This is a genomic window from Prosthecobacter dejongeii (assembly GCF_014203045.1).
GTDB classification, from domain to species: domain Bacteria; phylum Verrucomicrobiota; class Verrucomicrobiia; order Verrucomicrobiales; family Verrucomicrobiaceae; genus Prosthecobacter; species Prosthecobacter dejongeii.
Genome location: NZ_JACHIF010000002.1, coordinates 369,957 through 384,071, shown reverse-complemented (window position 1 = coordinate 384,071; position 14,115 = coordinate 369,957). Strand labels below are relative to the sequence as shown.

Genomic DNA, 14,115 nt, shown 5'->3' with positions numbered 1-14,115 from the left:
ATCGTCTTTTCTCCAGGCCTCACATTCCGCCCATCTCACGCCGTTCATTTCCCGAGTTCACTCACCGCTAAACACAGGACTTACCCTGGAGAAATAAGACGACTTCAGACGAAGGGGCGACGAAAGCAAGCAAAGTTCCAGCGTTCCAGACTCCAAAGCTGGGCAAAGAAAAAGGCGCGACCTTTGCAGGCCGCGCCTTTTACCAGAAACCTTTACAGGACTACGGCACGATCACCTGGCTGGTGCTGCCATCAGCGAACGTCACGTAAACCACCATGCGGCCCGTGCTATCCATCACTGGCTGCTCCCAGCGGCGGTCCGTTTGGTTCGATCCTGGAACGTCAATCTTCGTCACCACTTTCGGGCCTTCTGTGGTGGTGATGGTCGCCCCTTTGCGGATCGCCAGCGTCAGCGCTCCACCATTCGGGGCGCTCTTCCACAGACCTTGGTTATTCGCTGTCACCGTGTCGCCACCGGAAAGATTCCCCAGGATTGCATACTGGTTGTTGCCTCCCACCATCGGCAGGTCAAAACCACTGAAGGTCGCTCCAGTTGTTCCGGGGGCTGCATCGCCCACCTTCACGGCCAGTTGCATCGTTCCAGAGAGGTTGGCAAAGATCGCGTTCACGTCTCCATCCGCCGTGGAGCTGATGCCATCGCCATCCACGTCCAGCCAGGCTCTCCAGGCTCCCAGATTGCTGTTGGTCAGCCAGCCACCCCAGGGGTTCCCCACCAGGCTGCCCACGGGCAGGTTCGACACCTTCGACACGCCATCTCCGCGACGCAGCACGCAGGTGAAGCTAGCCGGATTCGATGCACTGCCATTCCAAATGCCGTCGTTGCGGGCATTGGTCGCATTGTCTCCATTCAGGTTCAGCGTGGCGCGGAAGCTGATGAATCCATTGCTGCCCATGGATGGGCGCTGCAGGCGGGCGAAGGTGGCGCCTCCGGTTCCAGGGGCAGTTTCACCTGCAAAGAATACCTTGCTAGGCGTGCCGCCCGTGACGGGTTGATACCAAATGCCTTCTTTGTTGCCCGGGGTGGTCAGAGCCGAATAGACGAAGTTCCCCTGCGCATCCATGCGCCCTGGGTCACTGTAGCTGCCCGCGACACTCACGTAATTCGCGGCCGGGGAAGCACCCGGGGCGATCTCGCCCTCTTGGGCCACCACACTCACCGTGGTGGTAGCACCACTGACGCTGGTGCGCAGCAGGGCCGTTTTGGTGCTGGCTCCTTTGTAAGTGACGGAGAAGACCGCTTCGCCTGTGCTGGCTCCAGTCCGGGCAGTGGCATACACGCCGGAGGCAAATGAGCCCACCTTTACTCCCGCAAGGGAAGGAATGCTGTCATCCTCACGCAACAGCAGGCGCAGACCACCACCGCCGATTTCACTCCACAGACCCGTATCATTCGCGCTGGTAACACCACCGCTGCCAATGACTAAGGTAGAGAGCATTGAAACGTCGCCAGATTCGCTCAGCCCCGGTACCTCTGGCACCGTGGCAAACAAAGCGCCAGGCACGTCAGGCACTGTTGTGCCCGTGCGGGCAACTAGGAGAGGATTTCCCCCCTGCACCTTCCAGATGCCAGAATTGTTTGCCGCGGTGACCTGAGGGCTGCCGCTACCGGTCAGCAGGTAACCTGGGTAGGCAAACACGCCATTTTCGGCCAAGAAACCGCCGCGACGCAGCACACCGTAATTGCCGATGGTGGATGTTCCATCAGCACCGGTGGCTAAGCTATTGCTGATCACATCACCGCTGTCGCCGGGGATCGATTCAGGCACGGAAAGCGTTTGGAAGCTGCCCGTCGTTAAGGTGTAAGTCGTGCCGATGGCATTGCGTGCGTAGGCCTTAAATCTGTAATTGGTACCCGCGACCAAGCCCGCCACATTGACCGTAAACGTGCCTGTGGAGGTGCCGCTGGCCGTGGCCTGGAAAACACCGGTCCCACCCACTTCCGGGTTGCTGTTGACGGCGGTGGCCGAATAGACCACGCCACGTTCCAGGATGGCCGTGCCGCCCGTCTGAGAGATATCTCCACCCAGGGTGGCCCGGGTATTTTTCACATTGGTCACGCTAGGGGAAGCGATAGACGCACTCGTCAAACGCTCTGCCACAAACCGACGATCTCCTGCCATGATGCGTGGTTCATCCATCACTGCCGTGCCTGTCACTTCGAGCCGCACTCGGTTGAAGTCGTAGTTACCACCGGAAGCAGACCCAGCGCGGCTGGTGCAGTTCGGTGCTCCCAGTGGCAAAGCCAGATTCGGATCCAGCCACATGTCCACGGTATTGAGATCTAAGTCCACACGGGCCAGGATCAAATGAGTCGCCGTATCGATGGGCACTGCGGTTGGAACCATGGCTGCCCCTCCTTCGAATCGACGCGTTTCATCGAACAAGCCAAAATTGGGATTGAACGTTCCTCTCAGAGGATCATAGACCACCCCGAAGGATACTTTTTCCTGGGTAGTATCATAAAGGGTGATGTTGCAGTAGCCGCCGCCTTTCAGCAGCGCAGAGACATAGACCACCCCGGTCGTCTGGGCCGCACCCAAGGTGCGGAATCTCTGCCCCGCACCGCTGCCTGCCGCCTGTCCGCCCGAATTCAGAGGCGGATAAACCAGATTGGCCACGGCTGGATTGGCCACACTCCAGTTGGTGGACCAGCCACTGCCCGAGTCGCTAGGTCTGCGGAAGTCGTCATAGGCAATTTCTTGTTCCAGCAAGTCTCTGACGTTGATGGTTAGAGCCTTTTCAATAAAAGCAGTGCTCGCCTCGGTAGAACGCACCCGGATCGAGTAAGAAGGCTTGGTTTCAAAGTCCACCCCGGGAATGATCCGCAGGGTGTTACCCACGATGGAGAAGCTGCCATTGTCCGTATTGCCAGCACCCGTCACTAGGCTGTAGGAGAACGTATCCCCCACATCTGGGTCAATGGTGCTGAGGGTTCCCACAATGGCGTTTGGCTCATTGTTTTCGGGGACGTTTGAGGGGGTGACGGCGATGTCAGTCGGTAGATCATTCACCGGTGCCAAATGGATCGTGCTGGTGGTGGAGGTGCTCAGGCCGCCGTCTGAAACAGTGACCGTGAGCGTGCGGGAAACCGTGTTATTCGGGGCCCCCAGGTAAGTCACTTTGCCAGGCGTGGTGAAGTAGGCGTTCAGATCCGCCACGCTGCCCGTGAAGGTGCGTGAGATCGCTGTGCCACCCACCGTGATGCCAGTGCCAGCATTGCCTGTGATGGTGCCGTCCGCGATGGAGAGAGTCACCGTGAGGGAGGCGCTGTCATCTTGGAAGGGCGCATTGAAGAACAGGATGTTACCCACCACGTCTTCGGTGAAGCTCATCGCCGGAGGAACAAAGTTGTTCTCGATGTAAATCTGCATTCTCCAGGCATTGGTGCCCGTGTTCGTGAAGGTCCAGTCGGGATGGATTCCAATCGTCGCATTGCCAAAGCCAACTTCGGGGACAGCACCATTGCTGTGATTGTTCCAGGCAAACACCGTCTCCGGCACGGTGGCCGAAAGGTTGTGCAACTGGAAGCTGCCGTAACCCACGATCGGCGTCTGTGGCGTATCGTCGTAATCATACAAACTGCCAGATCCGCCAATGATGCCGGGAGTGGCGTAATTATTGGTCCAGTGTTCCAGTCGGCCCAGCTCGGTATTGCTATTGATCACCCGTGGGTGGTTGGAGCGGATGGAGACATTCGTCACATTGCGCTGCGTCGTGAGGATGTTCCCCGCGTCGGGCACTTTCAGTCCCGCGACGGTGAGACCTCCCCAGGCATCAAACGAGGCATCCGCATAGTAGGCCACGCCACCCGTGGTGTTATCCATACGGTAACGCACACGGTTAAAGGGTTGAGCTGCCAGCGTCGCCGCATTGTTCGTTGTATAGACAATCAGGCCCGAGGCGTCACGGGTCGGGTTCACTGTCTCGTAAGCGAGGAAAGAACTGGAAGGGCGGATCGCCGGATTTTCGTTTACATCGGTGACGATGATCGAAAGATCTTGGACATCATTCAAGGCTGGCGAGCCGGTATCTGCCACGGTCACGGTAACCTCATAGATGTTGTTCAAGCCACTGTCCGCAGGAGCCTCATAGTTAGGCGCGGTGATGAAGCTGAGCACGCCCGTAGCGGAGTCCAGATTGAACAGGGCCGCATCCGCACCGCTCTTGGTGAAGGTCAGCGTCTGCGCTGGCAGGTCCGCATCCGTCGCGGTCACCGTTGTCACAGCGGCACTGTTTTCGGCGACGTTGATGGAGGCTGTGGCATCACCACCATTGCTGGTGATCACCGGGGCAAAATTCGGCACCACATAGGTGAACAGCGTGTTCGCCGCATTGGTGCCACTTGGTGTCGTCACCAACACACTTGCCGCGCCTGCCGTGCCTGCCGGAGTTGTGGCTGTGATCTGCGTGGCGCTGTCCACCGTGAAGCTCGTCGCAGCCGTGCCACCAAAAGTGACCGCCGTGGCGTTGGTGAATTCCGTGCCGGTGATTGTCACGCTCGTGCCGCCGAAGGTGGTGCCTGAAGACGGCGCCACATTCGCCACCGTCGGCGCAGGCGGTAAGACTTGAATGGTGAAGGTCTGCGCAGCGCTGCTGTCAACACCACCTGCTGCCGTGCCGCCATTGTCCACGGCAGTCACCGTCACGATGGCTGAACCTACCGTATTGCCTGGCGTGAAGGTCAGGGTGCCATTGTTCGCGATGGCTGGCTGGGTGGTGAAGAGTGCGTTGTTGTTGTTCGTCACCGTGAAGCTCACCGTCTGTCCATTGTCTGAGGCTGGCCCCGGGCTGATATTGAAAGCAAAGTTAGGCGTCGTGGATGTGCCCGAGCCGGCCAACACCTTCACCACAGGAGGCAGCGGTGCGGGGACTGATGTAAAGATCTGACCATTGGTCACGGTTGCCGCTAGCTTGCTGCCATCTGCCGAAGAGGCGACCGCACTCCACCGCCGACTGGTATCCTGGGGTGTCCAGGTCACCCCGCTATCTCCCGAAATGTAAACAAGGTTAAAGCTCACGGTTGCCACCAGCTTGGTGCCATCCGCTGAGGAGGCAATGTAGTTCCAATTTCGGTTGCTATCTCGCGCCACCCAGGTCACGCCACTGTCCGTGGAAGTGTAGATCTGGCCGCCAAACGCGATTGCTGCCAGCTTGCTGCCATCCGTGGAGGAGGCGACGGTATTCCAATTCCGGCTGCTGTCCCGCGCCGTCCAGGTCACGCCACTGTCGGTCGATGTATGAATCGGAGCTCCATACGCGCCAGCCACCAGCTTGCTGCCGTCTGCCGAGGAAGCGATGGAGTTCCAATTGAAGTTGCCACTGGCCCGGGGCGTCCAGGTCACGCCGCTGTCGGTCGAGGTGTAAACGGGGCCGGCATAAGTCGTGGCCGCTAGTTTACTACCGTCTGCGGAGGAGGTGATGGAAGTCCAGCTTCGACTGCTTTCCCGTGCCGTCCAGGTCACACCGCTGTCGGTCGAGGTGTAGATCTGTCCAGCGCTCACGGTCGCAGCGAGCTTGCTGCCGTCTGCGGAGGAAGTGATGGAAGTCCAGTTACGGCTATTTTCCCGCGCCGTCCAGGTCACGCCACTGTCCGCTGAGGTAAAGATAGGCCCGCCAAAGATCACAGCGGCCAGCTTGCTACCGTCCGCAGAAGAGGTGATGGCATTCCAGCTATCGAAGCCGCTGGTTCTCTGCGTCCAAACCATCCCTGCCGGTCCGAGATCGCCGAGAGGTAGGTTGAAGCTCGGGGCCGAGTTTGGCACGATATAAGTGAAGAGAGTGTTAGCCACATTCGTACCGCCTGCGGTGGTGACCAGAACACTGGCTGGGCCCGCGGTGCCAGCCGGAGTGGTGGCGGTGATGGTCGTGGCATTAAAAACCCTGACTCTCGACGCTGGCGCACCGCCAAAGGTCACACCCGTGGCTCCTGTGAAGTTCGTTCCAGTGATTGTCACGCTGGTTCCTCCCACGGTGCTGCCCGTTGCAGGGTTGACGTTGGTCACGGTGGGCGGAGCAATGTAAGTGAAGAGCGTGTTCGCCGCATTCGTACCGCCTGCGGTGGTGACCAAGACACTCACTGCACCTGCGGAGCCTGCCGGAGTCACCGCCGTGATCTGCGTGGCGCTGTCCACCGTGAAGCTCGTCGCAGCCGTGCCGCCAAACGTCACCGCCGTGGCTCCAGTAAAGTCCGTGCCCGTGATCGTCACGCTTGTGCCGCCTGCGGTCGGGCCGCGAGCTGGGGCGACGTTAGTGACCGTAGGTGGTGACACATAAGTAAACAGCGTGTTCGCCGCATTCGTACCGCCTGTGGTCGTGACTAGGACGCTCGCTGTGCCTGCGGTGCCAGCCGGAGTCACTGCCGTGATCTGCGTGGCGCTGTCCACCGTGAAGCTCGTCGCAGCCGTGCCGCCAAACGTCACCGCCGTGGCTCCCGTGAAGTCCGTGCCGGTGATCGTCACGCTCCTGCCGCCTGCCGTGCTGCCTGTTGCAGGGGAGACGTTGGTTACGGTCGGGGCAATCGCTGCCTGGCCGAGATTAAAGATGTAGGCCGCTCCCGCTTCAGTAGCGTTGTTGTTGCTACCATCACCACCGACGGTGGTCGCATCACTATCCTCAAAGCTAGCACCGATGATGGCGGTGTGACCAGACACGGCCACGGAAAGGCCGAAGCGGTCATTCTCCCCGGTGTTACTGGCCTTAAGGTAGTCCTTTTGTGTCCAGACGCCCGCGCTCCGGGTAAACACATACGCCGCGCCCGACGCGGAAGTGCTATTGTCCGCCTGATTCCCGTTGACTCCGGTCGCGTTGCTATCCTCCGCGAAGGCACCAATCACGGCAGTGTTGCCGGATACGGCCACAGACAACCCAAAGTTATCAGAGACCGCAGAGTTGCTGGCTTTCAGGTAGGCCTGCTGGGTCCAGGTGGAGCCGCTACGGCTGAAGATATACGCCGCACCTGAGAAATAGGCGCTGTTGTTAACTTGATTCCCGTTGACTCCAGTCGCGTTGCTGGCTTCCCCGTAGGCCCCGATGACGGCGGTGTCACCGGACACATCCACGGAGCGGCCGAAGCGGCCATCCGCCTGGGAGTTGCTGGCTTTCAAATAGGCCTGCTGGGTCCAGGTGGAGCCGCTACGGCTGAAGATGTACGCCGCACCTGAGAAAGAGGCGCTGTTGTTAACTTGATTCCCGCCGACTCCGGTCGCGTTGCTGGACTCCCCTTGGGCTCCGATGATGGCGGTGTCACCGGACAAGGCCACGGACAACCCAAAGTAATCATACTCTCCGGTGTTGCTGGCTTTCAGATAGGCCTGCTGGGTCCAGGTGGAGCCGCTGCGAGTGAAGACGTAAGCTGCGCCGGAGGTTGAGGCGCTATTGTCCGCTTGATTCCCACCGACTCCGGTGGCGTTGCTGGACTCCCCTTGGGCTCCGATGATGGCGGTATCGCCGGATATGGCCACGGAGTAACCGAAGGTGTCATACTCCTCGGTGTTGCTCGCTTTCAAATAAGCCTGCTGGGTCCAGGTGGAGCCGCTGCGAGTGAAGACGTAGGCCGCGCCCGAGTAAACGGCGCTGTTGTCCGCTTGATTCCCGTTGACGCCGGTCGCGCTGCTGGCCTCCGCGTAGGCCCCAATGACGACAGTGTCACCGGACACGGCCACCGAACATCCAAAGTTGTCATACGCCTCGGAGTTGCTGGCTTTGAGATAGGCCTGTTGGGTCCAGACGCCCGCCGTGCGGGTGAAGATGTAGGCTGCGCCCGAGTAAGAGGCACTGTTGTCGGCACCATTTCCATTGACACCGGTCGCATTGCTGCCCTCCGAGTACGCCCCGACGACGGCTGTGTCACCAGAGACGGCTACCACTTGACCAAAAAAGTCCCCTGCCTCAGCGTTACCGGCTTTGAGATAGGCCTCCAGAGCCGCTAAAGGTGTCGAAGCGGTGTAAGTGAAGAGTGTGTTTGCTGCATTTGTACCACCTGCGGTGGTGACCAGGACACTGGCTGCACCTGCGGTGCCTGCCGGAGTCACCGCCGTGATCTGCGTGGCGCTGTCCACCGTGAAGCTCGTCGCCGCTGTGCCGCCAAAGGTCACGGCCGAGGCCCCTGTGAAGTTCGCACCCGTGATCATCACGGTGGTGCCGCCCACGGTGCTGCCTGTCGCGGGGGTGACATTAGTGACGGTGGGCGGAGCAGCAGGCAGTGCGCCCATGATTATGGCATCCACAGCCGCTGTGCTGGTGCCATTGGACTGGTTGTGCACGCCGACACGGAACGTTTTGCCGGAGGTGGAACCTAAACCCGTCAAGGCACCTGAGGATGCGCCCACGGTGAAAGTCGGGGTGGCTACTGCACCCGAGAAACTGATGCTGTAAGTCGTGTCGGTAGTCGTGAGGCTAACGGTGAGATTGGAAAGCTGAGTGACATCACTCCAGTTCCAAGAGGCTAGGATGGTGCGGATAGACCCATTGTGTGAAACCAGGTTACCCGTGTAGTTATAGGCATTTTCGAACCCGGTGTTTGAAATAACCGAGACATACAATCCCTGAGCCGACGGCTGGTCTGGGAAAAAATGATTGTCAAAGAATGCAGAGTCTCTGTAGCCTAGCCAAAACCGCTGCCAAGCAGATGCGTATGCGATGGTACCAAAACGGAAATGCGTGGTGGTGCTGGTCGCCTGAAATGGGTTCACCGTGTCATTCGACTGAATGACCATGGTGCTGTAAGAGCTACCCGTCATATTCACAACTCCGCCACTTTCCGAGACACCCAGTTGGCCTATGGAGGAGAACCCCGTGCCGTTACCGGTGATGTTTGTGCCCAAATTGCCATCGTCGAAGTTATCCACGATCTGCGCCTGGGAGGTGGCGGCGAAGAAGGACAGCAGAAAGGCGACAGTGAGGTTGAGGAATCTCGAGGGCATGAATGAGGCGGGCAGGAGTGAGGCGGCGAATCGAAGGGACGAGCGGGACTTCAGAGAAGCGGGCAAGAGTGCCCACGCTCCCCTCTTGGTTTTTGACGTAGTGGGCAGGATGGTGCCCATCGCTGGCTGCTGAGGCATGCGCGATAACCAGGGGGTAAAGAGATCTTTCTTCATAAGCCAGGAGAGACTGGAGAGAGTAAAAGTGCTTTAGCGTGGGCTAGATTTACTGCTGAGGGCGGCGTGTGGCTGCACCTCAGCCGAACAAGAAATGCATAAAGAATCCCCCCAAAAAGAGGGTGCGGAATCTTTCCCAGACAGCTTCTGAGCGGATGAATGATGGAACGCACGGTCCCTGCGAGCTGCTAAAAAGCGCCCTGGCTCGGAATTCAAAGACCGAATGGAGATGAAAAAAGGGGAGTCCACCAGCTCCACTGATAGCCACACCCTTGTAGGACAATCAAACCCTATATTAATAATATGCAATATGCACAATAAACCGGGCAAAATGCCTAAAATAGCCCCGTTTTATCATTGTAATTATGGATTATTTGATAAAAAAAGCATTTCACTTAAACGCATCTCGCTAATGTTCGGTTTTTGCGTTCTTTCACCTTAATTTTGATTAGGATTGACGTGCTCTAGGGCTTTTATTGTGCTGCTTGATCCTTTTCACTTGAGTGACTGGAGATGCTGAAAATGCTTTCCCAAACTCTTTTTTCAGAATCCTGGAATTGTGGAAGTGAGGCGGTCGAAAGTTCCAGCCGCATTTCACCACTGTGAAATAAAGCGCAGGCAAAGAATTTGCTTAGACGCTGGAGAAGGCGGAGCCGGGAACCAGCCTTTTGCGTGGGTGGGGAATGCGGAGCTAGGTCGTGAGGTCGCTCTAGCAAATTGACCCGCCAGCTCTGACGGTGGCATTTCTCATCCAACGGGGGATTCAGCCGATGAGTGCCCCCTGGAGGAAGAGTCGAGACTGCCACGAATAAGGGGAAAAATCTCCCAGATCTCCCCGCCAGACAAACTTCCCGACAGTCGTCATAGGTGCATGTGTGTGCTTACGCCCACACCTTTTTAAAGGTGTGGGGTGGCAGGCCGTGATGGAGGGGCGCCTTAGCCTGTGGTGCGCAGGCCTGAGGCCAGAGCATTCACAGAGATGAGGAGGTCAGGCAGCATGGCCTCGGCCCCTTCGTTTTCGCCAGCGGCGAGGCAGGCGCGCCATTCACGCAGCAGATTGACCTGCTGGTGATGCAGCACACGCAGGGGTTCCTCACGAATGTCCAGCGTGTAGGCCAGACGAGGGCGGCGATTGGCAAAGGTGCCCTGGAAGATGTCTTCCAGCAGCTCACGGGTGCGGGAGTATTCGGCCAAGATCGTGCCCATGAAAGATTCCCGCACCATGGCATCTGGGACGAGGCCTGCGTATAAAGTCATGAGCTCCGGATTGGCACTGACGAGGGAGCTTTCGATATTTGTCAGAACGTAACGCAGGAAGGCAGAACCCCGAAGCTGGGTGCGCAGCTCTTCAAAGGCTGCTCTGTCTTCAGTGCGCAGCTTCTCCAGTGCGGAGCCTGCACCGAACCAGCCAGGCAGGTAGAAGCGGGACTGAGTCCAGGAAAAGACCCAGGGAATGGCGCGAAGGTCATCCAGCGTAGCCTGGCCGGTGCGGCGGCTGGGGCGGGAGCCGATGCGGGCGTGCTCAAGTGCATCAATAGGCGTAGCAGCGCGGTAGAAGCGCATGAAATCCGGCGCGTGAAGGAGGCCACGGTAGGCATCGCGACTCCAGTCCGCCAAACGATCCATGGTGGAATGGATCGCTAGGGGTGCCGTGGTGGCATGGCGATGCCGGGCCGTAGCGGCAGCGGCAGAGGCCATGAGGAGCTCCGTATTATAAACGGCAGAGCCGAGGTGAGCATACTTTTGGGCGATGGTTTCCCCCTGCTCCGTCATGCGCAGCCAGCCGCCGAGGGAGCCCTGAGGCAGGGCCTCCATGAACCAGTGGGTAGGGCCCGCCCCTCGCCCGACTGTGCCGCCGCGTCCGTGGAAAAAGACGGCCTTTACGCCATGAGCCTGGCAGGTATTGGCCAAGGCGATCTGGGCGCGGTGAAGTGCCCACTGGCTGGCGAGGATACCGCAATCTTTGTTCGAATCTGAGTAGCCCACCATCATCTGGAGGGTGGGTTTCCCCTTCCCCAGGCTGCGCTGGGTGACGGGATGAGAAAGGAAGTCCTGGACGATGCCAGGCCCTGCCTCCAGGTCATCCATGGTCTCAAACAAGGGGGTGACAGGCAGTGGGCAGTGCAGTCCTTCCGGCGTCCACTCGGTGAGTCCGGCTTCGCGGGCAAGGATGTACACGGTCAAGAGGTCTTCCACATTTTTGGTCATGGAGACAATGAGCGCGCCCAGACCGGTCGGGCCGTGTTTTTGCAAATGGGTGGCGACGACGCGGTAGCAGGCGAGCACCGTATCCGCCTCTGGGCCAGCGGACATGCCAGGGGCCAGGAAGGGGCGAGGCGAGAGGAGCTCCTTTTCCAGCAAAGCCCGTTTTTCCTTCAGAGGCCAGTCGCTGAGAGGACGATCATCCAGCAGCCCAGCGGTGCGGAGGAGCTGATCCAGCGCTTTTTCATGAAAGCTGGAGTTCTGGCGAATGTCCAAAATGGCGGAGTGGAAACCGAAGGCCAGCAACTGCCGCCGCAGGGGGACGATGAATTCCTGCACCAGGGTGCTAGCACCGACAGCCATCAAGGATTCCGCATAAGCGGTGAGGTCGGCATCCAGTTGGGACGCCTCAATGTAAGCAGCGGGGGATTCGGGCTTGTCCATAGCCAGGACGATCTTTGCCCGCATGAGGTAGATGGCGGCGCGCCAGGGCTCCTCTTTATTCCGCTCCAAAATGTAGGCGAGGTCCACGCTGGGCTCTGCCTGGAGGGTGGCCGTGAGCTGGGCAATGAGGTTTTCTAAGACCTCCGGCGTTTTCTGAAACAGCGAACTGAGCGGGGACTGGAAGGCGAGGGCCTCCAAAGAACGACGCTGGATGCGCAGGGCATTGGCCCGTAGGGAGGTGAGAGAGCGGGCGGTGACTTCCGCAGTGACAAAGGGATGGCCATCACGATCCCCGCCGATCCAGGTGCCAAAGCGGAGCAGCGGTGGCAGTGAATCCACGGCAGCCGGCTCATAGCCAGCGGCGATCCAGGCCTCGCGCAGGTGAATGTGGGCGCGGGAAAGCGCCTCGGGAAAGACCTCACGCAGGTAATGCAGAGCGTTTTGCAGCTCGGCATCAATGGTGGGGCGAGTGACATGGATCTCCCCGGTACGCCAGAGGTTTTCCAGCCGTGTTTCCAGGTGACTCTGCAGCCGCACTTGCTCGCGCGGTGTGTAGGAGGGGTTCTCATGACGATTCATGAGGCTGTAGATTTCCAGGTGCAGCTCGCGCACGGTTTCGCGCTTAGCCTCGGTGGGGTGAGCGGTCAAAACAGGCTCGACCAGGACCTCGCGGAGCACATCCAGAAGCTCGTCCTCGCTGAGGCCCAGGGACTGCATTTCCCGCAGGTTATCTGGCCACAGGCCTTTTTCTGCGAGGGGGCCTTTTTCCTTTTCACGAAGACGGCGCACCTGAGCGGCCGCACGTTCTTCGACGATGTTCAGCATCTGAAAGGCGATGGAGTAGGCCTGGCCCAAAGCACGATCCGGAGCATCTCCGATGCCCTCACACTTGCCTGCCCAGGGCAGCTTTTCAGCCAATGCGGGCTCGCCCAGACGGCGCAGCACATTGGCAAAAGCATCCATCAGAAACTTCAGTTCATCTTCGAGAAGGCGGAAGCCATGCTCCCGCAGCGGGTTGGTCGGTGTCATTCGGCGTCACTTTTAGCAGGAAGGATGCCGGGTGCCAGTGATCTGTGTTCTGGATTCGGTATCCCGTGTTCAGTTTTCGGTATTCAGTCTTCGGTATCCGTTTCCGCATTGAACACTGAACACTGAACACTGAACACTGAACACTGGATACTGAATAGCATTTACTGTTTCATTCTCCCACTCCATATCTCTGCCCATGTCCCGCCAACCGTTCTATGATGTCCTCTCCCTCGGTGAAGTTCTTTTGCGCCTGGATCCCGGTGAAGGGAGAGTGCGCACTTCCCGCCAGTTCACCACCTGGGAAGGTGGGGGCGAGTACAATGTGGCGCGGGGAGGACGGCGCTGCTTTGGTCTGCGAACGGGAATTTTGACCGCCTTTGCCGACAATGAAATCGGCCGCCTGATCGAGGACCTGATCCTGCAAGGTGGGGTGGATACGAACCTGATCAAATGGGTGCCCTATGACGGCATGGGCAAGCGCGTGCGCAACCCCATCAATTTCACCGAGCGCGGTTTTGGCGTGCGCGGTGCCAAAGGCAGTGTGGACCGTGGGCACAGCGCGGCCTCCCAACTGAAGCCGGGCGACTTTGATTTTGATCACCTCTTTGGCACCCTGGGCTGCCGCTGGCTGCATACGGGTGGCATTTTTGCGGGCCTTTCCGAGTCCACAGCCGAGCTGACCATCCAGGCCTGTGAGTCGGCCAAACGCCATGGAGTGACGGTGAGTTATGACCTGAACTACCGCCCTTCCCTGTGGCAGGAGCGTGGCGGCTTCCCGGCAGCGCAGGCGCTGAATCGGCAACTGGCTCCCTACATTGATGTGATGTTCGGCGTGCTGAGTGATGAGCCGCCAGTGGCGAGTGCGGTGCCGACTGATCCCAACGATATCTTTGCCGCTGAAGATGCGAAGCTACGCCCCGCCATCCAGAAACTGGTGACGGAGTATCCAAATCTCAAAACCGTGGCTGCGACCCTGCGCCGTGTGCACACGGCGAGCATCAATGACTGGGGCTCTCTCTGCTACCATGAGGGGAACTTTTATCGCAGCCGCAATTACCCACGTTTTGACATCCTCGACCGGATCGGTGCGGGAGACAGTTTTGTCGCGGGTCTGGTCGCAGGCATGCTGCTGGAAAACGATGCGCAAAAGGCGGTGGACTACGGTGCTGCCCATGGGGCTCTAGCCATGACCACCCCAGGAGATACCAGCATGGCCACCCTAGTGGAGGTGCAAAAGCTAGCTGAAGGCGGCGATGCGAAGGTGCAGCGCTAACAGCGAGTTTGAATCAAAGACGGTTTCCTGAGGAGCGCGGCATACACCCCGC

3 protein-coding genes are annotated in these 14,115 nt (G+C 59.0%); 1 reads left to right on the top strand and 2 read right to left on the bottom strand.

The features are described 5' to 3' along the window. Positions 1–220 precede the first annotated feature (220 nt). On the bottom strand, positions 221–8,941 hold the full coding sequence (locus HNQ64_RS06775) for an IPT/TIG domain-containing protein (protein WP_184206780.1): 8,721 nt from the start codon (positions 8,939–8,941) through the stop codon (positions 221–223). Positions 8,942–10,051: 1,110 nt separating this feature from the next. After that, entirely contained in the window at positions 10,052–12,790 is a 2,739-nt protein-coding gene (locus tag HNQ64_RS06770) for a phosphoenolpyruvate carboxylase (protein WP_184206778.1), read from the bottom strand. Between the two features lie 196 nt (positions 12,791–12,986). Here HNQ64_RS06770 and HNQ64_RS06765 point away from each other — a divergent pair, with 196 nt between their 5' ends. Continuing rightward, positions 12,987–14,063: a sugar kinase gene (locus HNQ64_RS06765; protein ID WP_184206776.1), complete on the top strand. Its 1,077-nt coding sequence runs from the start codon at positions 12,987–12,989 to the stop codon at positions 14,061–14,063. Positions 14,064–14,115: the final 52 nt, after the last annotated feature.

Excerpts from the sequence above, each read along its gene's own strand:
- HNQ64_RS06775 (WP_184206780.1), bottom strand. The coding sequence starts at position 8,941 with ATGCCCTCGAGATTCCTCAACCTCACTGTCGCCTTTCTGCTGTCCTTC.
- HNQ64_RS06765 (WP_184206776.1), top strand. The coding sequence starts at position 12,987 with ATGTCCCGCCAACCGTTCTATGATGTCCTCTCCCTCGGTGAAGTTCTT.
- HNQ64_RS06770 (WP_184206778.1), bottom strand. The coding sequence starts at position 12,790 with ATGACACCGACCAACCCGCTGCGGGAGCATGGCTTCCGCCTTCTCGAA.